Below are 23,579 nucleotides of genomic sequence, written 5' to 3' on the forward strand. Positions count from 1 at the left end.
GATCTTACCGCTCAAACCGGCCGATTCCCGCAGGTGAAGCCACGACCACCCGATCGTGGCTCGCGCCTTCTGCAGATGAAGAAGCCCCCGCCGCGAGGCGAGGGCTTCTTCCTTGCAGCTTGCGACTAGTCGTCGTTGCTTGACGGGGTCGTCTTCGCCACCTGCATCAGGAACTCGATGTTGGTGCGGGTCTTGCGCAGGCGGTCGAGCAGCAGCTCGATGCCCGCCTGGTTGTCGAGCGCGTGGAGCACTCGGCGGAGCTTGACCATGACCGCGTGCTCGTCCGGCGGCAGCAGGAGCTCGTCCTTACGCGTACCCGACTGGTCGATGTCGACAGCCGGGAAGGTGCGCTTGTCGGCGATCTTGCGGTCGAGCTTGAGCTCGGCGTTGCCGGTGCCCTTGAACTCCTCGAAGATCACCGTGTCACCGGCGGAGCCGGTCTCGACCAGCGCGGTGGCGAAGATGGTGAGCGAGCCGCCACCTTCGATGTTGCGCGCGGCGCCGAGGAAGCGCTTCGGCGGGAACAGCGCCGTCGAGTCGACACCACCGGAGAGGATTCGGCCGGACGCCGGGGCCGCCAGGTTGTAGGCGCGACCCAGACGGGTGATCGAGTCCAGGAGCACGACCACGTCGTGGCCCATCTCCACCAGGCGCTTGGCGCGCTCGATGGACAGCTCCGCGACCGTGGTGTGGTCTGACGGCGGCCGGTCGAAGGTGGAGGCGATGACCTCACCCTTGACCGAGCGCTGCATGTCGGTGACCTCTTCGGGGCGCTCGTCGACGAGCACGACCATGAGGTAGACCTCGGGGTTGTTCGTGGTGATCGCGTTGGCGATCGCCTGCAGCACCGAGGTCTTACCCGCCTTCGGCGGCGAGACGATGAGCGCGCGCTGCCCCTTGCCGACGGGCATCACCAGGTCGATGACACGCGTCGTCAGGATGTGCGGCTCGGTCTCGAGACGAAGACGCTCGTTCGGGTAGAGCGGCGTCAGCTTGGTGAACTCCGGGCGGACCTTGGCCGCGTCCGGCTCCAAGCCGTTGATCGTCTCCACCCGCACCAGCGGGTTGAACTTCTGCCGCTGCTGCTCGCCGTCACGCGGCTGGCGGACCAGGCCGGTGATGGCGTCGCCGCGCCGCAGGTTGTACTTGCGGACCAGCGAGAGCGACACGTAGACGTCGTTCGGGCCGGACAGGTAGCCGGAGGTGCGGACGAACGCGTAGTTCTCCAGCACGTCGAGCACACCCGCCACGGGCAGCAACACGTCGTCCTCGCGGACCTCCGTGTCGTTCTGGCCGCCCACACCGTCGACTCGGCCGCCGCGGCGGCGACGGTCGCGGAAGCGACGGCCACGACGGTCGGTGCCGTCCTCGTCGTCGTCCGGGCCGTTGTCGCGGTCCTGCTGGCGGTCCTGCTGACGGCCCTGGTCACGGCCACCCTGGTCGCGGCCACGGTTGCGGTCGCGGTCGCCGCGCTGGCCACCACGCTCGCCGCGGTCACCACGGTCACCACGGTCACCACGGTCGCCGCGCTGGCGGTCCTGGCGGTCGCCCTGCTGGCGGTCCTCACGGGCCGGACGCTCGCCCTGCTGACGCTCGCCCTGCTGACGCTCACCCTGCTGACGCTCACCCTGCTGCCGGTCCGGACGCTCGCCCTGCTGGCGGTCGTCGCGGGCCGGACGGTCCTCACGGGCCGCGCGGTCCTCACGAGTGGGACGCTCCTCGCGAGCGGGCCGGTCCTCACGGGCCGGGCGCTCGGTGGTGGCGACCGAAGCCTGCTCCCCCGCCTCGGGGCTGCCCGCGGGACGGCTGGCGCCGCGACGGCGCCGGTTCTCGCGGCCACCCTCGGCGCGCGCGGTCTCCTGCGGCGCCTCGGCGGGCTTGTCGGCACCCTCGGCTCCCGCGGTGGGCCGGACCTCGGCGGGCTGGGTGGCCTTGGGCCGCTCAGTCTTGGCCGGGGTCTGCGCGGGCGCGGCGTCGGTGCCGGTTCGGGGCGTCCGCGCGGCGGCCCCGCCCGGGCCACCACCCTGACGCTCCTTGATGGCAGCGATCAGGTCGCCCTTGCGCATGCCCGTGGTGCCGGAGATTCCCAGCTCACCCGCGAGCGTGCGCAGTTCGGCGAGGACCATGCCGGACAGCCCGGCACGGCGCTTGGGAGCGCCGTTCTTGTCCGCGGACGCGGTGTCGGTGGCTGTCTCGCCGCTCAAAAGTTCGGTATTGCTCACACAAGTCCTTCCTGACCGGTCCCCGCCTCCTACGTGGACCAGCGGACCGCCGTCCGTCGGAATGCGAGACGGCGTATCTCTCCACTGCTGGGCTTTTGTCGCCAACCTGGCCACGATTCGGGCCAGCCGAGCGACTTTGTCGCCAACAGGGAGCATCTGGTCACCACGGTCGTCGGGTACCTCCGAGCCTCGGCTCGGACCTGATTAAGGACTGAGCCGACTACTCGGCAGATGATGCGACCCGGAAAGAATCCCGGGAACGACACCGGGCGCCCGTGCGCGCGGTGACTGAACGTCCCCGAGGGTAGACGGCCGTCACTGAAGGTGCAACAACCGGCCCACAGCGCGTCGCGTGGCGACGCCTCGGATCGCGGGTGATCTGAATCACGACCACCTGTCCATATGCAACAGGCTGATCACGAAGTTTGTTCCCTGTTCAGCCGAGTGGACTGATCTGGACACCCGTTCGGTCCACCGCGACGGGGAGCACGGTGAACGCGCTGACGTCGACCGCCCGCGGCAGGGCTCCGTCGGTGGTCAGCGCCAGCACCGTCGGACCCGCGCCGGACACCGCCGCCGCGACACCCTGGGCGCGCAGCTCGCGAACCACCCGAATGGTCGACGGCCAGGCGCTTTCCCGGTAGTCCTGGTGCAACTTGTCCGCGAGCGCGGGCAGCAGCAGGTCCGGCCGGGTGCTGATGGCGTGCACGGCCAGCGCGCTGCGGCCCGCGGCGAACGCGGCGTCGGCGTGCGAGACCTTGTCCGGCAGCAGGCCGCGGGTGACGTGGGTGGCCGACGACTCGGCCGGGATGATCGCGATCGGCTGGAGGTCGGCGTGCGGCTCGACCCGCGCCGCGCCGAAGCGGTCCTCGTCGCACCAGGCGACGACGAGGCCGCCCAGCAGGCTCGCCGCGACGTTGTCGGCGTGTCCCTCGAACTGCGCGGCGAGTTGCAGCGCCTCGTCGTCGAGCGGGCGTCCGGCCAGACCGTACGCTCCCGCGATGCCCCCGACGATCGCCGCGGCCGACGAACCGAGGCCGCGGGCGTGGGGAATCACGTTGGCGCAGTGCAAAGCGAGCCCGGCGGGCGCGAACCCGATCCGCTCGCAGGCGGCCCGGAACGCGCGCACCACAAGGTTGGACTCGTCACGGGCCACGTCCTCGGCGCCCTCGCCGCTGACCGTGACCGCCAGCCCGGACTCGGTCTCCCGCACGTCGATGACGTCGTGCAGCGCGAGCGCCATGCCGAGCGCGTCGAAGCCCGATCCGAGGTTGGCCGTCGAGGCGGGCACCCGAACCCGGACGCTCACCTCAGGTCCAACGCGGTGGCCACCGCCGAGGCGTCGACCGGGATGGCCTCGACCGCGGGCATGCTCGACAGCGCGGTGTCGGGGTCCTTGAGGCCGTGTCCGGTGACGGTGCAGACCACGACCGAGCCCGCGGGCAGCCGCCCGTCGGCGTGCGTGATCAGCAACCCGGCGACGCTCGTGGCCGACGACGGCTCGACGAAGACACCCTCGCGGGTGGCCAGAAGCCGGTACGCCGCAAGGATTTGCTCGTCGGTTGCGGCGTCGAACAGCCCCCCGGACTCGTCGCGCGCGGCGACCGCGCCCGCCCACGAGGCCGGGTTGCCGACGCGGATCGCGGTGGCGATGGTGTCCGGATTGGACACCGGCTCGCCGCGCACCAGCGGCGCCGAGCCCGCGGCCTGGAAGCCGAACATCTTCGGCGTGCCCTCGACGACGCCGTCGGCGGCGTATTCGCCGTAGCCACGCCAGTACGCGGTGATGTTGCCCGCGTTGCCGACGGGCAGGCAGTGGATGTCGGGCGCGCGGCCGAGCACGTCGCAGATCTCCCACGCGGCGCTCTTCTGGCCGATCAGCCGCACCGGGTTGACCGAGTTGACCAGGCCGACCGGGAACTCGGCGGCGGTCTTCTGGGCCAGTTCCAGGCAGTCGTCGAAGTTGCCGTCGATCTGCAGGATGCGCGCGCCGTGCACGACGGCTTGGGCCATCTTGCCGAGCGCGATCTTGCCGCGGGGCACCAGGACCGCGCAGGTCAGGCCCGCGCGGGTGGCGTACGCGGCGGCCGAGGCCGAGGTGTTGCCGGTGGACGCGCAGATCACCGCTTCGAGGCCGTTGGCCAGCGCGTGGGTCATGGCCACGGTCATGCCGCGGTCCTTGAACGAGCCGGTCGGGTTGGCGCCCTCGACCTTGAGGTACACCGTGCACCCGGTCAGCTCCGAGAGGTGCGGCGCGGGCAGCAACGGGGTGTTGCCCTCGCCGAGAGTGATCACCTTCGCGCCGTCGGGGACGGGGATTCTGTTGGGATAGGCCGCGATGATGCCCGGATGTCCGGGCAGCACACCGATGGTCATGATTCCTCGCCTTCGACCCGCATCACGCTGTGCATGTGGCGCACGAAGGGCAGCCCGGCGATCTGGTCGACGGTCACGATTCCTCGCCCTCGACCCGCATCACGCTGACCACGTCGTGCACGAACGGCAATCCGGCGATTTTGTCCACAGTGGACCGCAGGGCGGCGTCGGGCGCGGAGTGGGTGACGATCACCAGGCTCGCGTCCGTCGCGCGGCCTTCCTGGCGCACCGCCGAGATGCTCACTTCGTGTTCGGCGAACACGGCGGCCACGGCCGCCAGCACGCCTGCGCGGTCGGCGACGTCCAGGCTGATGTGGTACCTGGTCGACGCCTGCGCGATCGGGCGCACCGGCAGGTCGGCGTAGGCCGACTCACGCGGTCCGCGCCCGCCGACGACGAGGTTGCGGGCTACCGCAACAAGGTCGCCCAACACGGCGCTGGCGGTGGGTGCACCGCCGGCTCCCTGCCCGTAGAACATGAGCTGTCCGGCCGCCTCGGCCTCGACGAACACGGCGTTGAACGCGCCGTTGACGCCTGCCAGCGGGTGGGTGCGCGGGATCATCGCCGGGTGCACGCGCACCGCGACGGACTCGCCGTCGGGGGTGTCGACCCGCTCGCAGATCGCCAGCAGCTTGATCGTGCGGCCCAGGGCGCGCGCGGCCGACACATCCGCCGGCGTGACCGCGGAGATGCCCTCGCGGTAGACGTCGCCCGCGGTGACCCGGGTGTGGAACGACAGCGAGGCGAGGATCGCGGCCTTCGACGCGGCGTCGTAGCCGTCGACGTCGGCGGTCGGGTCGGCCTCGGCGTAGCCCAGCCGGGCGGCCTCTTCGAGCGTCTCGGCGTAGCCCGCGCCGGTCTCGTCCATCGCGGAGAGGATGAAGTTGGTGGTGCCGTTGACGATGCCCATCACCCGGGTGATGCGGTCGCCCGCGAGGGACTCGCGCAGCGGGCGCAGCAGCGGAATCGCGCCCGCGACAGCGGCCTCGAAGTAGAGGTCGCCGCCGAAGGTGTCGGACTCGGCGAACAGGTCGCCCGCGTGTTCGGCCAACAGCGTCTTGTTCGCGGTGACCACCGACTTGCCCGCGCGAAGGGCCTCGATCAGCCAGGTGCGGGTCGGCTCGATCCCGCCGATGACCTCGACGACGACGTCCACGTCCGGCCGGGTGACCAGCTCGGCGGCGTCGGTCGTCAGCAGCTCGGCGGGCACCCCCGGCCGCGCCTTGCCCAGCCTGCGCACGGCGATCCCGGCCAGCTCCACCGGCGCCCCGATCCGCGACGCGAGATCGGGCGCCTGCTCGGTGAGCAGCCGGACGATCTCGGTGCCGACCGTGCCGCAGCCCAGTAGCGCGACCTTGATCGGCTTGGCGGGCTCGCTCGTCACGGCATCTCCAGTCTCAGCAGGTCGTCGTCGGTTTCCCGGCGCAGCAGCAGCCGCGCGGCGCCGTCGAGCACGGCCACCACGGCGGGCCGCGGCAGCCGGTTGTAGTTGCTCGCCATCGAGTAGCAGTAGGCGCCGGTCGCGGCGACCGCCAGCAGGTCGCCGGGAGCAAGGTTCTCCGGTAGCCAGCAGTCTCGCACCACAACGTCACCGGACTCACAGTGTTTGCCCACTACTCGGGACAGCACGGCCTCGGTGCCCCGCTCCCCCTCGCCGCTGGAGCGCGACGCGAGGCGGGTGTCGTAGACCGCGTCGTACAGCGCGGTGCGGATGTTGTCGCTCATCCCGCCGTCGACGCTGACGTAGCGGCGGCCGGTGCCGTGGCCGAGCGAGACGTCCTTGGTGGTGCCGACCTCGTAGAGGGTGACGGTGCCGGGTCCGGCGATGGCGCGGCCGGGCTCGACCGCGATACGCGGCACGGGCAGGCCCTCCTGCTCGCACTCCTTGCTCACGATGGAGCGCAGCTGCTCGGCCAGCCACATCGTCGGCGGCGGGTCGTCCTGGGCGGTGTAGGCGATGCCGAGCCCACCGCCGAGGTCGACGACCGTCAGCGACTCCAGGGCGTCGGCCCCGTGCTCCTTGTGCAGCGCGGCCAGCAGGCCGATGACCCGGTGCGCGGCGACCTCGAAGCCGTCGGCGTCGAAGATCTGCGACCCGATGTGGCTGTGCAGACCCAGCAGCGACAGGCCGCCCGCCTTGATCACCCGACGGGCCGCCTCGGCCGCGGCGCCGCCCGCCAGCGAGAAGCCGAACTTCTGGTCCTCGTGCGCGGTGGCGATGAACTCGTGGGTGTGCGCCTCGACGCCCACGGTGACCCGGATCAGGACCGGCGCGACGATGTCGCGGTCGCGGGCGAGCTTGTCGAGACGGGCGATCTCGTGGAACGAGTCGACGACGATCGCGCCGACGCCGACCTCCAGCGCGGTGGTCAGCTCGGCGATCGACTTGTTGTTGCCGTGCAACGTGATCCGCTCGGGCGGGAAGTCCGCGCGCAGCGCCACGGCCAGCTCGCCGCCGCTGGCGACATCGAGGCTCAGGCCCTCCTGGGCGACCCAGCGGGCGATCTCGACCGAAAGGAAGGCCTTGGAGGCGTAGTGGACCAGCGCCGGGTCGCCGAACGCGGCGGCGTGCTCCTGGCAGCGGGCCCGGAAGTCGGCCTCGTCCACCACGAACAGCGGCGTCCCGTAGGTCTCGGCCAGCTCGCGCACGTCGACGCCCGCGATCCGGATGGCGCCGTCGTCGCCGCGCTCGGCGTTACGCGGCCAGACCGGCGGGTACAGGTCGTCGAGCGCGTCGACGGTGGTGGGCCGCTCGCTCTGGGTGTTGCTCGGCGGCAGCACTTCCGCGTGCCGCGGCCCTGCCGGGTGTGCCCTCATCGCTTGCCTACATCCGTTCCGGTGCTTCGATACCGAGGACGCCCAACCCGTTGGCGATGACCTGGCGGGCCGCGCCGCACAGCGCCAGCCGGGCGAAGTTCACCGGCTGCGGGTCCTCGTCGCCCTGGGGGATCACTCGGCAGTTCTCGTAGAACTTGTGCAGCGCGCCCGCGAGTTCCTCGAGGTACCGCGCGGCACGGTGGGGCTCCCGCAGTTCGGCGGCGGTGGCCAGCACGCGCGGGAACTCGCCGAGGGTGCGCAGCACGTCACCCTCGCGGTCGTGGGTGAGCAGGCCGAGATCGACGTCGTCCGGTCCGGACACGACCATGCCCAGGTCGCCGGCGTTGCGCTTGATGTTGCACAGCCGCGCGTGCGCGTATTTGACGTAGTAGACCGGGTTGTCACTGTCCTTCTTGCTCCACAGGTCCAGGTCGATGTCCAATGTGGAGTTCGCGGACGAGCGGATCATGGCGTAGCGGGCGGCGTCCACGCCGACGGCCTCCACCAGGTCCTCCATGGTGATCACGGTTCCGGCGCGCTTGCTCATCCGCACCGGCTTGCCGCCGCTGACCAGGTTGACCATCTGGCCGATGAGGACCTCGACGGTCGCCGGGTCGTCGCCGGTCGCCGCGGCGGCGGCCTTGAGCCTGCCGATGTAGCCGTGGTGGTCCGCGCCGAGCATGTAGATGCACAGGTCGAAGCCGCGGGCGCGCTTGTCCTGGAAGTAAGCGATGTCACCGGCGATGTAGGCGGGCTGCCCGTCGCTCTTGATGACCACCCGGTCCTTGTCGTCGCCGTACTCGCTCGACCGCAGCCACCATGCGCCGTCCTCGAGGTAGAGGCCGCCGGACTCCTTGAGCGCCGTGACGGCTTTCTCGACCGCGCCGGACTTGTGCAGCGAGTCCTCGTGGAAGTAGACGTCGAAGTCGGTGCCGAAGTCGTGCAGGTCCTTCTTGATCTGCTCGAACATCAGGCCGACACCGACGCGGCGGAAGATCTCCTCGCTGTCGGGGTCGGTCAGCGCGCCGGGCTCCTGCTTGATGACCTCGGCGGCGATGTCGGAGATGTAGGCGCCCGCGTAGCCGTCCTCGGGGGCGGCCTCGCCCTGCGCGGCGGCGATCAGGGACCGGACGAACCGGTCGATCTGCGCGCCCGCGTCGTTGAAGTAGTACTCGCGGGTGACCTCGCCGCCCTGCGCGGACAGCACCCGGCCCAGCGCGTCGCCGACGGCGGCCCAGCGGGTGCCGCCGAGGTGGATCGGGCCGGTCGGGTTCGCCGAGACGAACTCCAGGTTGATCTTGCGTCCGGCGAGCATGGCGCCGTTGCCGTAGGACGTGCCCGCGGTGAGCACCTCGCGCACGATCTGCCCCTGCGCGTCAGCGGCCAGGCGCAGGTTGATGAACCCGGGCCCGGCGACCTCGGCGGAGGCCACACCGGTCGTCTCCGCGAGGGCCGCGGCCAGCGCGTCGGCCAGCTCCCGCGGCGCCAGCCCGACCCGCTTGGCGACCTGCAGCGCGAGGTTGGTCGCGTAGTCGCCGTGCTCGGGATTGCGGGGTCGCTCGACGGTCACGACGGCCGGGACGACGGAGGTGTCGAGGCCGCGCTCGCCCAAGATCGACAGGGCGGCGGAACGGACCAGGTCAGCGAGAACGTCGGGAGTCACCTGCACAAGTCTAGGTAGGGGGCTTTCACAGGGCGTCACCGCCTCGGACCGACCGTTCCCTACACTCCCGGGGGTGAAGAGGATCGCCGCGCTCGTGGCCGTCGCCTGTCTTGTCGTCACCGGCTGCACCACGGCTGAACAGGGCAAACCTGTCGCCGCCGGGACCACCACCGCCAAGGCGCCCGCGAGCAAGAAGGCGGCCTCGCGGGAGTACGTGCCGACCGAGGGCAACAAGGACCCGACGAAGAAGATCGACGGCGTCGTCGCGGTCGACTACGAGCCCGGCCTGCACGTCGACCCGACGAAGCGGGTCGCCTACGACAAGGCGCCCCCGTTCGGCGGCGCCCATGACCAGGCCTGGGCGGCGTGCACGGGGGTCGTCTACCCGAAGGCCGTGCGCACCGAGTCGATCGTGCACTCGCTCGAGCACGGGGCGGTCTGGATCAGCTACGCGCCCGATCTCGGCGAGGACGACGTGGCCGCGCTGGCGAAGCTGGTCGACGGCAAGCCGTACCTGCTGATGTCGCCCTACCCCGGCCAGGACACGGCGGTCTCCGTGCAGTCCTGGGGCAGGCAGCTCAAGGTCGACTCGGCCGACGACGAACGCATCGGCCAGTTCATCACCGCCACGCTGCGCAACAAATACCTCACGCCCGAGCCAGGCGCGCCCTGCGACGCGCTCGGCGCGCCCCACTTCGACCAGGACGATCCGCCGCCGTTCGACCCGACCCCGCCGGGTCCCGACGCGGTGCCCGTGACCGGGGGCTGACGGGGACCGAACATCGGTTCCTTAGACTGTCCGCGCACTACCATCCCTGTGCAGGTTCGCCCCCACCCGGGTCGAACCTCCCCGTCGACGAGAAGTCCGAGGACGGCATGGCCAGCGGCACCAAGAACAAAGGCAGCAAGGGCAGCGTGAAAGCGGCACGCGCGTCCGTCGTCGCCAAGAAGGGCGCGCCCTGGGGCACGATCGCCGCGGTGGTCGCCATCGTCCTGCTGGCGGGCGGCATCTTCGGCTACGCGTATACCCAGATCTCCGCGGCGAAGAAGTTCACCGTGTCCGAGGAGAACAAAGACCCGTCGGTCAACATCGACGGTGTCGTGCGCAAGGAATACCCGGCGGGCCAGCACGTCAAGGGCACGCAGCGGGTCGCCTACGACCAGAGCCCGCCCTTCGGCGGACCGCACGACGAGGCCTGGGCCGCCTGCGAGGGCGTCGTCTACCCGACCGCCGTGCGCAGCGAGAACATGGTCCACTCCCTCGAGCACGGCTCGGTGTGGATCGCCTACAACCCGGACAAGATCCAGGGTCCTGACCTGGACAAGCTCAAGGGCCGGGTCGAGGGTCAGCCGTTCATGATGCTCTCGCCGTACCCCGGTCTCGACAGGCCGATCTCGCTGCAGTCGTGGGGCCACCAGCTCAAGCTGGACAGCGCTGACGACCCGCGGATCGAGCAGTTCGTCAAGTCGCTCAAGCGCAACAAGTACCAGAACCCGGAGCCCAACGCGGCCTGCGGTCCGCTCGGCCCCGGCGTGTTCGACCCGGCCTCGCCGCCGCCGTTCGCCGCCGAGCCGCCCGGCCCGGACGCCATTCCGATGGACGGCAAAGGCACCGAGGCGCAGCCGTCGGGCCAGGCCCCGGTCCCGCCGACCGGCGCTCCGACCGCGCCCGCGACTCAGGCTCCGCCCGCCTCGCAGTGACCGAGAACAACGAAGGCACGCCGGAGAGCACGAAGCGCAAGATCTTCGTGCTCTCCGGCGCCGCTTTGGCGGTCCTGCTGGTCGGCGCGGCGGTCGGCATGCTGATCACGCTGTCGGTGGTGCGGCAGGCGAGCACCCCGACGGCCGAGTCGGTCGACGTCGGGTTCGCGCAGGACATGCAGGTCCACCACCTGCAGGCGGTCACGATGGCCAACTGGGCGCGTGATCACACCCAGGACCTGTCGGTGAAGAGCCTCGCGTTCGACATCGAGCAGACCCAGCTCGGCCAGATCGGCGCGATGAGCGGCTGGCTCGACATCTGGGGACAGCCGGAACAGGCGCCCGAGCCGGGGTACATGGCCTGGATGGCGGGCGGCAGCCACGGCCACACCACCGAGGCGTCCGGCGGGGTGAAGACCATGCCCGGCATGGCCACCAGCCAGGAGATCGCCAAGCTGCGCACCCTCACCGGCCGCGAGCTGGACGTGTACTTCCTGCAGTTGATGCTGCGCCACCACGCGGGCGGCCTCGACATGGCGCGCTACGCCAGCGAGAACGCGGCGACGTCGCAGGTGCGCAACCTGTCGGAGAAGATCCTCAAGGGCCAGGCCAACGAGATCAAGGTGCTCGAGTCGATGCTCGCCGAGCGCGGCGCGAAACCACTGTGACAATCAGGGACAATCAGGACGACCTACCAGGGCAGTTCCTTGCACCGCGCGTTCGGCAACCGACGTGATCGTCGTTGAGAATCTCAATTACCAGGACAGTTCTTGGCACCGCGCGTTCGGCGACTCCACCTGAAGCGTGGCGTGCTCTAGGCCGTAATCGGCGGTAAGCAGCTTCTGCGCCGCGCGCAGCACCTCGGCCTGGTCGGCGTCGGCGGTGATCGTCAGGTGGGCGGAGGCGACCTCCATGCCCGAGGTGAGGGTCCAGACATGCACGTCGTGCACCTCGGCCACGCCGGGGACGGCGCAGAGCCGCTTGGTCAGCTCCTCGACGTCGACCCGTTCGGGCGCGTGCTGGAACAGGATGTGCAGTGCCCGGCGGGCCAGGCTCCACGTCCGGGGCAGCACCCACAGGCCGATGGCGACACCGACGATCGGGTCGGCGTAGCGCCAGCCGAACAGGATGGTCACCAGCGCGCTGATCAGGACGCCGACGGAGCCGATGAGGTCGGCGAGGACCTCAAGGTAGGCGCCGCGAACGTTGAGGCTGTCCTTGGCGCCGTCGCGCAGCAGCAGGAACGAGACGATGTTGGCGGCCAGACCGGCCAGCGCGGCCAGCAGGACGGGCACACCGGGGACGGCGGGCGGGTTGTCGAAGCGCTGCACGGCCTCATAGACGACGTAGCCCGCGACCCCGAAGAGCAACACCGCGTTGGCCAGCGCGGCCAGAACCTCGGCCCGGTAAAGCCCGAAGGTCCGATGCGACTTCGCCTTCGCCCGACGCGCCGCCATGATCGCGGCCAGGGCGAGCCCGACCCCGACGACATCGGTCAACATGTGCGCGGCGTCGGACACCAGGGCCAGCGACGAGGTCGCGAACCCGACGACGAACTCGACCACCATGATCGCCGCGGCGATGCCGAAGGCGATCCACAACCGGCCCGCCATCCGGCCCGAAGCGCTGGCCGCCGTGCCGTGTCCGTGCCCTTGCCCCATGTCCCCAACCCTTCTTCGTCGCCGTCATATTGTCACATGCGCATGAATGCACAAGCCACTCGGACGGGCCCCCTTCGCCACCCGAACGAGGGGTACCCACGCGTGGCCAGGGGATCCCCGGTCAGCGGACTGGTAGACGGGTGATGCGGGTAACACACACCGGATCGTCACATGGAATGAGGCAGTGCGTGCGCTCTCGATCCCTTCGGCCCCACCGAGTCCGTCCGACCACAGCGCTCGCCCTGATCACCCTCTGCCTGGCGGGCGCGGCCGCCCAGGCGTCCACGCCCGCCGAGGTGGCTGTCCCCCGGCGGCTGGTCCCGGAGCCGATCCCGGTCCGCGTCCCGGCCGCCGTCCCCGCTCCCGTGGCGCCCGTCCAGGCCGCGCCGGTGCAGCAGTCGGCGCCCGAGGTCGTCCCGGCCACCTTCACCCGGACAGGCATCCCGGCGAACCTGCTCGCCGCCTACCGCTCGGCGGAGGCGCTGCTGGCCAGAACCCACGGGGGCTGCGGGCTGCGCTGGTATCACCTCGCGGGCATCGGCCACGTCGAGTCGGCGCACGCCCGCGGCGGCCAGGCCGACCCGGTGGGCGACACGTCGCCGCGGATCCTCGGCCCGGCCCTGACCGGCGGCCCCGGCATGGCGACGATCATCGACACCGACGGCGGCAGCCTCGACGGAGACCGGGTGTGGGACCGCGCGGTGGGCCCGATGCAGTTCATCCCCTCCACCTGGTCCTTCTACCGAACCGACGGAAACGCCGACGGCGCCACAAACCCCCACAACATCCACGACGCCGCCGCGGCCGCGGGCCGCTACCTGTGCTCGGGCGGGATGAACCTGTCCACCCCAACCGACCTCAGCGCGGCGGTGTACCGCTACAACCACTCGACCGAATACGTGTCGACGGTCCTGATGTGGATGCACCGCTACTCGGAGGGCGCGACGCCCCTCCCACCGCGGCCGCCCTCGTCCACCCCCGGTTCCCGCACCCCTCCCGCCGCCTACCGCCCGACCGGACAGCTTCTCGCGGGTGCTGCCCACCACCTCCCGATCCCCGTCGAGCAGCCCACACCCCTCGCCCCACCGCTCGACCCGCCCCCGCCCCCGGACATCCCCCTCCCGGAACCGATCGAACCCCCAAAGCCCGCGCCGACCCCCATGCCCACCCCCGAGCCGATCCCCGCCCCCGAACCAACCCCAACCCCACCCACAGACTGCGCAACGCAACCAGCCCCGCCCCCTACGCCGCCCACAAACCCCGAACCTGTCCCGACCCCGCCACCCTCGGACCCCGAAGTCGCCCCGACCCCGCCACCCACGAACAACGAAGCCCTCCCCACCCCGGCGCCATCCACCGACCACGAGACTCTCCCAGCGAACACCCCTGAGCCAGCGCTTCCTACGCCCAGGGAGGCGCTTGACCTCCCCCAATCAGCCCCGAACCACGAAGCCCTCCTGGCTCCCCTCCCTGGCATCGTCGAGGACCTGATCACCACCTGCTCCAGCGAACCGACAACCGCCCCCACCGCCCCCTCCAACACCGCCGCGGAGCCGACAAAGGCGGAACGCCCCCGCCCGGCCCACCTCGTCCGCCCCACCAAAACCCCGCACAAGTAGCCCGCCCAAGTTCATCCCCCGAACCCACGTGCGCTAGGCTTCCCAAGTCGCGCGAGCGATGGGCCCCCGTAGCTCAGGGGATAGAGCACCGCCCTCCGGAGGCGGGAGCGCAGGTTCGAATCCTGCCGGGGGCACACAGCAGATGGGAACAGGAGAGGCGACACGTGTGTCGCCTCTCCTGTTCCGTTGTGTTCTGGGGTGGCGGTCGGCTGCTCGACGGCCATCAGCACGCCTGCTGCGCTCGCGGTCTGCTGAAGCGCTGGCAGGGTCTCCCCGCTCAGCGTGATTCGGCACAGGGCCGTGTTTTCGGTCTTGTTGTAGTGGATCTCCAGGCGCAGCGCCTCGAACAGCTTGCGGGCGAGTTCGTCCGGCAGTGCGTCGAGGTCGCAGCTGCCGATGGGCAGCAGGTGGAGCAGGTCGGGGTTCGGCTGGTCGTGGCCCTGTAGTCCGAGAGCTTCGAGTTCGACGGTCAACTCGGCGCGTTCGGCCGCGATTTCGGCGCGGCGGTTCTTGATGTCCTGGATGAGTTCATGGTCAGGCTCGTCCTCGTCGCCACCGGCGACTTCGAGTGTTCGGGTCAGGCGTCGGCGTCGTGCGTCGAGGTCGACGATGGTCTTCTTGATCGCCGCCACGCGGTCTGTCCGCGTCTGCTCGGCCTGCGCGTCGAGGTCGCGCAGGGAGGAGGCGAGCAGGTGGTGCCGGTATCGGCCGAAGACGTGGTGGCTGAGGAAGTCGTTGAGGCCGTCAAGGAGTGCGGGTTCGCGCACCCAGAGACTGTCCGGGTGCCCGTCGGGAACGTGACCGGGCTTGGGTGCGCAGGCGTAGTAGGCGGTTCCGTGGCGGGTCTTACCGAACATGCGGCGGCCGCAGAGTTCGCAGAACAGGTAGGAGCGCAGCCGGTAGGTGCGTTTGGTCGCCGGGTGCGGGTTGGCCCCGGGCCGGGTGCGCGAGCGCTCGCGGCGGCGGACGACCTGCTGGGCGGCGATGAAGGTGTCCAAGTCAATGATCTTGTCGTGGGTGGGGTTGCTGGACCACACCCACTTCTCGATCGGGTTCGGACTGCCGTTGCGGGTCTTCATCGCGCGTCGGTTCCACACCATGTAGCCGGTGTACTTGGGCTGGGTCAGGACCTCGCGGACACTGCTGCCGGTCCAGCGACCGACCGCCCGCTCCGGATCCACCGGAGTGGGCGGCGGGTTGGTGACCAGATCAGTGTTCAGCCGTACCGCGATCGCTTCGTAGCCGAGTCGTTCGGTGATCCGCAACTCGTAGATGGTGCGGACCACCGCCGCTTCGGTGGGGTCCGGGACCAGGACGGTCTTCGTCCGTGGACCGACGCGACCCTTGCCCCGGTGGTTTGATCGGGACCTACGGACGGATCCAGTCGATGATGTGGGGGCGTCTGGGTCGTGCTTGTCGAGGCGGACTTGTACCGCGCGGAAGCCGTAGCAGGATTTGCCGACGTTGTAGCCCTGGTCGGTGTGGGTCTCGAAGCCGTCGCGGGCTCGTTTGATCATGTCCAGGGCGTACCACTCGGCGATGCCTTGTTTGACCCTGCGGGTCAGCACGGTCGTGGGATCGATGAGCATGTCGGTGTCGAGCCGGATGGGTTCATCGGCTGCCCACAACGCCACGTTCGTCGCTTGGAGTTGATGTTCGATCAGGGTGCCGTAGTAGGTGCGGCGGGCAATGCGGTCGATCTGTTCGCAGATCACCGCCTGGAACCGCCGGTCGGGGCTGGTCGCCTCGCCGAGCAGGTCGTGGATGCCGCCGTCGCGTGGGATGGGGATCGCCAGCCGCTCGTGCCGGTCGCCGTGGCCACGCTGGTCGAGGTCTGTGCGGCCGGATTCGACGTCGTAGAAGTACGCGACGATCACGCAGCCCTCGGGCAGCGCGGCCCGCGAGGTACGCAGCTGCCGCAGCAGCGACCCGACCGGGTCTTGCTGGTCGTCGGTCGAGGTGCGGCCGAGGAACGCCACCGGGAACAACACGGGCGTGATCGCGGTCGCGGCTGCGTCGAATCCTGCCCAGCCAGGTCGGTACGGGCCAGCAGCGCCGTTCAGGTCTCGCTTGCTGATCCAGTCCCGGATCGCCGCTGGGCCACCCACCGCGTCACCTCCATGATCACCCGGGCCTGTTCGAGCCGGAGTCGGTGCGCTTCGGCTCCCTCCGCTCGACGGATCTCCCACTGCATCCGCGGATCCGGGAGGGGCTCGGGAAACGCGTCGCGCTCGCGGCTCATCGCAGCGCCTTCTCCATGCTCGCGCCGCCGGGGCGACGCGGCCAGGCACGAGTGTCGGCGTGTCGCAAGTCGCGGCGCACCGGGCCCTGTCGTCCTTCTGGTGGGGCCAAGGCGGAGAACGGGACGGTCCGGGCCAGCACGACATCACCGGTCATCGCCAGCCACTGGGGCGAACCGTGACCTGGCCAATTCGTGGAACTCGGGATTCACATCGATGCCAATGAATGATCGACCCAAGGATAGAGCGGCGACGCCGGTCGTACCGGCACCGCTGAATGGGTCCAAAACGGTTCCGTCGGGTCGGCATCCTGCGGCGATGCAGCGCAACGGTATGTCGATGGGGCTGACTGCGAAATGAGCTCCCCGGTATGGTCGTGTCGGAATTGACCACACGTCGCCGGGGTTACGGCCGTGGGGATGGCTGGCGGAGTGTCGTTCACCGGTGGGTTTCATAGCCGATCCGTGCTCGTGATCACCGAATGCTTCACAGTTGTCGTATTTCGCGAACTGGTGTTGTCCGTACCGTCGTGCTTCCGCGGGTGCGCCGCGTCGGGATTTGCTCGGTCCGCCGAGAATCGTTCCTTCACGAAGTGCTACTGGCTCGCGGATGGGGTCCAGGTCGAACCAGTACCGGCGACTCCGCACGAGGAGGAAGAGCATCTCGTAGCGGCAGGACAACCGGTCGCGGACGCTTTCGGGCATGGCGTTGGGTTTGTGCCACACGATGGCGTTGCGCAACGTCCAGCCGTCATCGACCAGGGCGAAGGCGACCTGCCATGGCAGGCCGAGCAGGTTCTTGTACCGCTCGGCGGCCTGCGGCGGCAGGTGGGTTCCGCGAGACCTGCGACGCGGGTCTGCTGCCGTGGTCGCGGTGGACCCCGGGGCGACGTAGTTGTGCCAGGAGCCGCCGTAGACGTCGCCCAGGTTGAGCCACAGTGTCCCGTCCCTGGCCAGGACCCGGCGAGCTTGAGTGAACACGCCGCGAAGCCGGTTCACGTAGTCGCGGACACTGGATTCCTGCCCGTACTGGCCGGGCACGCCGTAGTCGCGCAGACCCCAGTAGGGCGGCGACGTGACGATCGAGTCGACTGACTCGTCGGCCATGCCGGCCATGACCTCGAGCGCGTCACCCACGTGTAGGCGCCACCGCACGGGCTGACGCCGGGCGGGCTGCGTGGCGGTGTCGTGGTCGAGCCGTGCTGCGGTCACAGGTTGTGTCCTTCGGTCAGGTTGGCTTACCGAGCCCTTCGGTGGAAGGGGCTGTGGGCGGATCTCGGCGTTTGGCAACTCATAACCAGGGCAGGAGTCGCTTTCGGTTCGCGTGGTCCATGCGACGGTCACTGACAGTCGACCAACAAATGATCTACACGCCACCGACACCTCACCGACACGCGTTCTAGCTGCAGGTTCATGACCGGCGTGTCGGTGGAGTGTCGGTGGTTTGTCCACGCTGGGTGAGCTCATGGGCGGTCTCCGAACGAGAGGAGGCTTGCCATGTCGAGCCAAACCTGGGGTAGAGACCACTTCGGCCCGTCGCCGTTGGATGTGGTCGACGGGGCGTTCAGGTTGTTGAGCGCAGGACCCGACGCGCTGGCGATCGACGGGCGGACGGTGAGCCCGGAGCTTCCGCAGCGGCGCGTCACGATGATGGAGTTGCGCGGCTTGATCGTGCGCAGGCAGTTGCGCCGCACTGGGCAAGACGCGGTGTGGCGGGAGTTGATCAGCCGCAGCCGCGCCCGCGACGGTCAGGTGTGGACGCTGGCGGCGGTCGGGTTGGCGCTGCCTGGCCTGCGCAACATCGCCGGAACCCTGGCCGCCGGTTACCGGGGTGACTCCGCCGATCTCGACGCGGAGATCCTCGCCGGGTTCCTGGACGCGCTGCGACTGCGCGTGAACCCGACCTGGACGTATCTGGCCTACCGGCTGATCCGGGCTGGTTTCGAGGCCGGCCGCGCGCTGCGGTCCCAGGAGGAGGACTACACCGGGCAGATCCACGCCGGGCTGGAGTTCCTGGTCGAGTCCGCCGCCCCGCCCGCGCCGTGGGGCCATCCGGATTTCGTCCTCGTCGACGCGATCGGCAAGCACGTCATCAGCCGGGCGCAGGCCGAGCTGATCGGCCGCACTCGGCTGGAGAACGTGCGACTCGGCGAGGTCGCCCGGCAGATGGGGATCAGCTACACCGCCGCGCGGCTGCGCCGCAAGCGGGCCGAGCGGCGACTTGCCGCCGCGATTCTCGCCGGCGATGTCGGAATGCCGATGAACGGTTTCCGCGGATAGCGCTGGTTATGAGGAACTGCAACACACCACCACCAAGGTACGGCCGCCCATACCGTGTCGCGGCACCTCGGGTGGAACGCCCGACTGCCACACCCGTCCGTTCCACCTAAGCCGCTTCTTGGGGCGGCCCGGAATGGCTGTCCCCACCGATAGACCGCCCGGAAATGGGGCGATGGAGATGCGTTTGCCAATACTCGTCCGCGTCGTCGCGGTGCTGATTCTTGCCGCCGTTTTCGGGTCCACCGGCTATGACGCCAGCGCGGAGGATCTGATCGCGCAACCGCCACCAGCGCCGGGCGCGCCGGCGAGTCTGGACCAGGTGATCAGCAATCTGCGCTGGTGGTTGGTCGGTTTGCTGGTGGGGTTGGCGACGCTTTTTCTCACGATCGGCGGAATCCGCTATCTGGCGGCTGACGGCGATCCGGGGCAAGTGGAGCAAGCGAAACGGGCGATGCGCAACGCGTTGATCGGGTACGCGCTCGCCGTGCTGGCTCCGCTGCTGGTCACGATCTTGCGGTCGTTAGTCGGCTGACCGAGGTGGATGCCGTCATGAGCCTGCGACCACCCGCCGACCATCACCGTCTGCCCCCGCTGCCCCCGCTGGCGCTGCCGGTGCTGGCCGGCGTGTTCCTGGTGAGCGTTCTCGCGTTGCTCACCGCCTCCGGCGGGGCGAGCCCGGTGGCTCACGCGCAGCCACCGCCATCGTCGAGTCAGCCGACCGGTCCGCCGTTCTCGCCGCGGCCGACATCACCGCAACCTGCAGCGCCTACTTCGGTGCCTGCCTCCGCGGTGCCGCCGATTGTGGTCGTCCCGACCAGCCAGCAACCACCACCGCCGACGACCGGGCCGGGTGCCCCGGGACCGGCTCCGGGATCACAGCCCGAGGATCCGGCGTGGTACGACATCCCGGGTCAGATCACGAAAGCGATCAACGGGTGGTTCCGGGATCTGGTCACCGCCGCACTGCGTCCGGTGCTGGATCTGATCGGCCGCACCGTGCTGGCCACCCCGAACGTGACCGCCGACCCGCGGGTGCGCGACATGTGGGGCACCGTCGCCCTGATCGCGAACACCATCTTCGTCCTACTGGTCAGCGCGGGCGGCGTGCTCGTCCTGTCGCACGAGACCCTGCAGACCCGGTACGCCCTGCGGGACATCCTGCCCCGAATCGTGGTCGCGTTCATCGCCGCCAACCTGAGCCTGTCCCTGGTCGGAGAAGGCATCACAGCTGCGAACACCCTGTCGCGCGCCGTGCTGGGAATGGACATCACCCCGGACCGGGTGTCCGCGCTGCTGATCACGATGCTGGTCAACCCGCTCGGAGCGGGCATCTTCCTGCTGCTGATCGGCTTGGTCGCCGCCGTGCTCGCGTTGATCCTTTTGGCCACGTATGTGGTGCGGCTCGCGTTGACCGTGCTGCTGGTGGTCGCCGCCCCTCTCGCGCTGGCATTGCACGCGCTGCCGCAGACCGATGGACTGGCCAGGCTGTGGTGGCGGGCGATCATCGGCTGCTTCACCATCCAACTCGCCCAGGCGTTGACGCTGATAGTTGCGGTCAGGGTGTTCTTCGGCGCCAGTGGGCAAGCCAACCCCCGCGACTGGGCAGGCGGTTCCAGCCCGCTGGTCGACCTGCTGGTCGCCTGCGTGCTGATGTACGTGATGATCCGCATTCCGACCTGGGTGTTCCGCCAGGTCTTCAGTGGACAGCGCTCCGTCCTCGTCCGGATCGCGAAGTACGCGCTGATCGGCAAAGCCATCGGTGCGCTGCGCGGCGGACACCTCCACCCCGGACCCACGGCGATCGCATCGCCAGGCACCCGACCACCCGGTCCCGGTGGCGGCGCACCGCGTGGCGCGCCACCACGCGGGCCCCGCCCGATTCCGTCCGGTCCGACCCGCGCCCAGACCGTCGGCCGGGCTCAACGTGGCACCGCCCTGAGCACCCTGCCGCCTCGCGCGCAGACAACCGACCATCGCGAGAGGCCGGGAGGTGACGCTGTCGTACTCCAGTTCCCCGCCCAGCAGCCCCGGCCGGCAGCGCCAGCAGATCCTCGCAAGCCGAAGCGTCCGCAGCCCGGCGCCGCTGAGCGGTCAGCCCGACCGTCGTCCACAGGGTCACGGCCACCAGGCAGCCAAGCCCCCGCAGAGGCAATTCCCGCGCCCAGGACCACGATCGCGACCGCGTCGACCTCCGCTGCGCCGCCCTCTCCGCAGTCGACGCAGAGACACCGGCGTCGAGCCAGTCCGCCGGTACCAGCCCCCCAGCCACGGGCACCTCGGCGCGTCACCGCTTCGCCGCCGCCGCCGTCCACCCTTCCTCCGAAGGAGAAGTAGGCGATGTCCCTCCGCAACGACGAACCCCCGATGTCGGCCCGCGTCCCCGCGGATGTGGAGAAGCCGGACAAGATCGCGTTCGGCCTCACCGCCCGCCAGTTGGCGATCGCCGCAGGCGTCGCAGCGGCGCTGTGGGCGTTGTACACCGCCACCGCCGCGATGGTGCCGCTGCCGGTGTTTCTCGCCGTCGCGCTTCCGGTCGTCGCGGTGACCGCCGTGCTGATCCTGGGACTCCGGGACGGTCTCACCCTGGACCGGCTCGTCGTGCACGCTGTGCGTCACCTGCGTGCGCCGCGCCGCCTGGTGCCTACCTTCGACGATGAGCCGATCGTGGGCGCGCCGGCGTGGGTGGCCGCGGACGCCGGGCCGATCCCCGCGCTGCTGCGGTTGCCCGCCGAGGCCATCGCCGGGACCGGTGTGATCGATCTGGGACGTGACGGTGCGGCACTGATCTGCGCCGCGACGACGGTGAACTTCGGTCTGCGCACCCCTGCGGAGCAGAACGCGCTGGTCGCGGTGTTCGCGCGCTGGCTCAACGGCCTCGCCGCGCCGGTGCAGATCGTGGTGCGCGTCGACCGTCTCGACATCACCGCGCTGATCGCCGACATCGAAACGCGGGCGCCCGGCCTGCCCCACCCCGCTTTGGAGGACGCCGCACGCGAGCACACCCGTTTCCTGGCCGGCCTGGGCGCATCGCGGGATTTGTTGTGCCGCAGCGTGTTCCTGGTTCTGCGTGCTCCCGCCGTGCCCAACCGCGACGCGGCGGCGCGGACACTGTTGCGCCGTGCGGAGGAAGCCGCCCGCGCTCTGGGTGCCGCGGAGATCACGCTCTCGCCGCTGGACGGCGCGGCCGCCCTTGACGTCCTTCGGGGCGCTTGCGACCCGTACCGGAGTTGACCATGCGAACGAGGTTGCGCTCGCGCCGGGCGTCTACCCGATACGACGACGGCCCAGGGCTGGGGCCCGACTCGGTCGAGGTCGGGGCGCGGCACCTGTGTCTGGGTGGCGGCTACGCCACCACGTTGATCATCACCGGGTATCCGGCCGAGGTCGGGGCCGGGTGGCTGGAGCCCCTGCTCTGCTACCCCGGACGCGTCGATGTCGCCTGCTTCGTCGACCCGCTGCCGCCCGCGGTCGCGGCGGACCGGCTGCGTCGTCAGCTCGGCCGACTGGAATCTGGTCGCCGCGCCGGCGCGGCCCGAGGGCGGTTGGAGGACTTCGAGGTGGAAGCGGCCACCGCCGACGCCCGCGACATGGCCGCCGCGCTGGCCCGCGGCGAGATCCGCCTGTTCCGGGTCGGTCTCTACCTGACCGTGTACGCCAGCACCCCGGACGAGCTGCGCGAGGAAACAGCCCTGGTGCGCGCGCTGGCTTCGTCGATGCTGCTGCAGACCCAGCCCGCGTCGTTGCGGGCGCTGCAGGGTTGGGCCAGCACCCTGCCACTGGGCGTGGACAGCCTGCGGATGCGCCGCGCGTTCGACACCCCGGCATTGTCCGCTGCCTACCCGTTCACCTCCCCAGACCTCCCCAACTCGGCCGCGTCGGCATCGGCGCCACGCGGGATCCTCTACGGGCTCAACGCGTCCTCCGGCGGGCTGGTCGTGTGGGACCGGTGGTCGCAGGACAACTACAACAGCGTCGTCCTCGCCCGCTCCGGCGCGGGCAAGTCGTACCTGACGAAGCTGGAAGCGCTGCGCTCGCTCTATCTCGGCGTCGACGTGGCGATCATCGACCCGGAGGACGAGTACCGGCGTCCCGCCGAGGCTGTCGGCGGCGCGTACCTGCGCCTGGGTGCGCCGGGCGTGCATCTCAACCCGTTCGACCTGCCCCACACCGGCGGCGAGTCCGACGCGTTCACCCGGCGCGCCCTGTTCCTGCACACCCTGGTCGGGGTCATGCTTGGCGAGCCGATCTCCCCGGCGGCGCGCGCCGCGCTCGATCGCGCGATCACCGCCACCTACGCCGCGGCAGGCATCACCAGCGACCCTCGAACCTGGCGTCGACCGGCCCCGCTGCTGCGCGACCTCGCCACCACGCTCACCGCCGACACCGACCCGGCAGGCCACGACCTTGCCGCCCGCCTCGCCCCGTACGTGTCCGGTTCACACAGCGGCATCTTCACCAATCCCACAACCGTGCGGCCCGAGTCGCACTTCACGGTGATCTCGCTCAAACAGCTCCCCGACGAACTCAAACCCGTCGGGACTCTCCTCGGCCTGGACGCGATCTGGCGGCAGGTGACCGACAGCGGCACGCAGCGGCGGCGGTTGGTGATCGTGGATGAGGCGTGGCTGCTGATGCGCGACCCCGAAGGCGCGAAGTTCCTGTTCACCCTCGCCAAACGCGCCCGCAAACACTGGACCGGACTGTCCGTGGTCACTCAGGACGCCGCCGACGTGCTCGGCTCCGACCTCGGTCTGGCCATCGTGTCCAACGCCACCACCCAGATCCTGCTGCGCCAGGCGCCGCAAGCCATCGACACCGTCACGCAGGCGTTCCGGCTCTCCGACGGCGAACGCGCCTACCTTCTGGCCGCCGCTCGGGGAGACGGGCTTCTGGTCGCCGGCACCCAACGTGTGGCCTTCACCGCACTGGCCAGCGAGTTCGAGCACGCCGCGGCCACGACTGACCCTGCCGAACTCGCCGCCCTCACCGACTCCTGAACCC

At 70.2% G+C, this 23,579-nt stretch carries 18 protein-coding genes, 1 tRNA gene and 1 pseudogene; 11 read left to right on the top strand and 9 right to left on the bottom strand.

The genetic code is table 11. The annotated features are described in order from the left end of the window. Nucleotides 1-125: 125 nt before the first annotated feature. From rho to argS, 6 genes are all read right to left on the bottom strand, one after another. On the bottom strand, nucleotides 126-2,222 hold the full coding sequence (gene rho, locus GPZ80_RS29590) for a transcription termination factor Rho (protein ID WP_187224407.1): 2,097 nt from the start codon (nucleotides 2,220-2,222) through the stop codon (nucleotides 126-128). Nucleotides 2,223-2,658: 436 nt separating this feature from the next. After that, nucleotides 2,659-3,531: a homoserine kinase gene (gene thrB, locus GPZ80_RS29595; protein WP_312880649.1), complete on the bottom strand. Its 873-nt coding sequence runs from the start codon at nucleotides 3,529-3,531 to the stop codon at nucleotides 2,659-2,661. Next, a complete protein-coding gene (gene thrC, locus GPZ80_RS29600; RefSeq protein WP_187224408.1) occupies nucleotides 3,528-4,598 on the bottom strand; it encodes a threonine synthase in 1,071 nt (356 codons plus the stop codon). Before thrC ends, thrB begins: the two co-directional genes overlap by 4 nt. Before the next feature lie 73 nt (nucleotides 4,599-4,671). Next, nucleotides 4,672-5,982, bottom strand: coding sequence for a homoserine dehydrogenase (locus GPZ80_RS29605; RefSeq protein WP_187224409.1), 1,311 nt, complete (start codon nucleotides 5,980-5,982; stop codon nucleotides 4,672-4,674). Next, nucleotides 5,979-7,415: a diaminopimelate decarboxylase gene (gene lysA / locus GPZ80_RS29610; protein WP_187224410.1), complete on the bottom strand. Its 1,437-nt coding sequence runs from the start codon at nucleotides 7,413-7,415 to the stop codon at nucleotides 5,979-5,981. The genes GPZ80_RS29605 and lysA overlap by 4 nt, the downstream gene beginning before the upstream one ends. 7 nt (nucleotides 7,416-7,422) lie before the next feature. After that, a complete protein-coding gene (argS, locus tag GPZ80_RS29615; protein WP_187224411.1) occupies nucleotides 7,423-9,078 on the bottom strand; it encodes an arginine--tRNA ligase in 1,656 nt (551 codons plus the stop codon). Between the two features lie 73 nt (nucleotides 9,079-9,151). On the opposite strand from argS, the gene GPZ80_RS33095 reads away from it, so the two are divergent. The 3 genes from GPZ80_RS33095 (at nucleotide 9,152) to GPZ80_RS29630 (ending at nucleotide 11,447) form a co-directional block, all read left to right on the top strand. Continuing rightward, nucleotides 9,152-9,847, top strand: coding sequence for a thioredoxin-like domain-containing protein (locus GPZ80_RS33095; RefSeq protein ID WP_187224412.1), 696 nt, complete (start codon nucleotides 9,152-9,154; stop codon nucleotides 9,845-9,847). Nucleotides 9,848-9,954: 107 nt separating this feature from the next. Then, nucleotides 9,955-10,779 (top strand): thioredoxin-like domain-containing protein, encoded by an 825-nt coding sequence (locus GPZ80_RS29625; protein ID WP_187224413.1) that lies wholly within the window; start codon nucleotides 9,955-9,957, stop codon nucleotides 10,777-10,779. Continuing rightward, nucleotides 10,776-11,447, top strand: coding sequence for a DUF305 domain-containing protein (locus tag GPZ80_RS29630; protein WP_312880650.1), 672 nt, complete (start codon nucleotides 10,776-10,778; stop codon nucleotides 11,445-11,447). Before GPZ80_RS29625 ends, GPZ80_RS29630 begins: the two co-directional genes overlap by 4 nt. An 87-nt stretch (nucleotides 11,448-11,534) precedes the next feature. Here the strand turns inward: GPZ80_RS29630 and GPZ80_RS29635 are convergent, their stop codons facing one another. Next, complete coding sequence (locus GPZ80_RS29635) at nucleotides 11,535-12,440, bottom strand: cation diffusion facilitator family transporter (protein ID WP_187224414.1); 906 nt, start codon at nucleotides 12,438-12,440, stop codon at nucleotides 11,535-11,537. Between the two features lie 188 nt (nucleotides 12,441-12,628). On the opposite strand from GPZ80_RS29635, the gene GPZ80_RS29640 reads away from it, so the two are divergent. From GPZ80_RS29640 to GPZ80_RS33520, 3 genes are all read left to right on the top strand, one after another. Beyond that, entirely contained in the window at nucleotides 12,629-14,059 is a 1,431-nt protein-coding gene (locus GPZ80_RS29640; protein ID WP_187224415.1) for a lytic transglycosylase domain-containing protein, read from the top strand. Between the two features lie 62 nt (nucleotides 14,060-14,121). Next, nucleotides 14,122-14,193: transfer RNA gene (locus GPZ80_RS29645), tRNA-Arg, on the top strand. Nucleotides 14,194-14,379: 186 nt separating this feature from the next. Beyond that, complete coding sequence (locus tag GPZ80_RS33520) at nucleotides 14,380-14,505, top strand: hypothetical protein (protein ID WP_281401522.1); 126 nt, start codon at nucleotides 14,380-14,382, stop codon at nucleotides 14,503-14,505. 570 nt (nucleotides 14,506-15,075) lie between these two features. On the opposite strand, the pseudogene GPZ80_RS34145 reads toward GPZ80_RS33520, so the two are convergent. Beyond that, nucleotides 15,076-16,446, bottom strand: a pseudogene (locus GPZ80_RS34145) (recombinase family protein); the annotation flags it as partial. Beyond that, on the bottom strand, nucleotides 16,446-17,510 hold the full coding sequence (locus tag GPZ80_RS29660) for a DNA-methyltransferase (RefSeq protein ID WP_312880651.1): 1,065 nt from the start codon (nucleotides 17,508-17,510) through the stop codon (nucleotides 16,446-16,448). The pseudogene GPZ80_RS34145 and the gene GPZ80_RS29660, both read right to left, overlap by 1 nt. A gap of 285 nt (nucleotides 17,511-17,795) precedes the next feature. Between GPZ80_RS29660 and GPZ80_RS29665 the strand changes: the two genes are divergently transcribed. The 5 genes from GPZ80_RS29665 (at nucleotide 17,796) to GPZ80_RS29685 (ending at nucleotide 23,575) form a co-directional block, all read left to right on the top strand. After that, the gene (locus GPZ80_RS29665) at nucleotides 17,796-18,578 is read left to right on the top strand and encodes a hypothetical protein (protein ID WP_187224417.1); all 783 of its coding nucleotides are present in this window, start codon (nucleotides 17,796-17,798) and stop codon (nucleotides 18,576-18,578) included. Between the two features lie 172 nt (nucleotides 18,579-18,750). Continuing rightward, nucleotides 18,751-19,110 (top strand): pilin, encoded by a 360-nt coding sequence (locus GPZ80_RS29670; protein WP_246477616.1) that lies wholly within the window; start codon nucleotides 18,751-18,753, stop codon nucleotides 19,108-19,110. 17 nt (nucleotides 19,111-19,127) lie between these two features. Beyond that, on the top strand, nucleotides 19,128-20,912 hold the full coding sequence (locus tag GPZ80_RS29675) for a TrbL/VirB6 family protein (protein ID WP_187224418.1): 1,785 nt from the start codon (nucleotides 19,128-19,130) through the stop codon (nucleotides 20,910-20,912). Nucleotides 20,913-20,915: 3 nt separating this feature from the next. Then, a complete protein-coding gene (locus GPZ80_RS29680; protein WP_187224419.1) occupies nucleotides 20,916-21,809 on the top strand; it encodes a PrgI family protein in 894 nt (297 codons plus the stop codon). A 2-nt stretch (nucleotides 21,810-21,811) separates the two neighbouring features. Next, a complete protein-coding gene (locus tag GPZ80_RS29685; protein ID WP_222720059.1) occupies nucleotides 21,812-23,575 on the top strand; it encodes a VirB4 family type IV secretion system protein in 1,764 nt (587 codons plus the stop codon). The last annotated feature ends 4 nt before the right edge of the window (nucleotides 23,576-23,579 follow it).

It is taken from the genome of Actinokineospora xionganensis (genome assembly GCF_014323725.1).
Classification (GTDB): domain Bacteria; phylum Actinomycetota; class Actinomycetes; order Mycobacteriales; family Pseudonocardiaceae; genus Actinokineospora; species Actinokineospora xionganensis.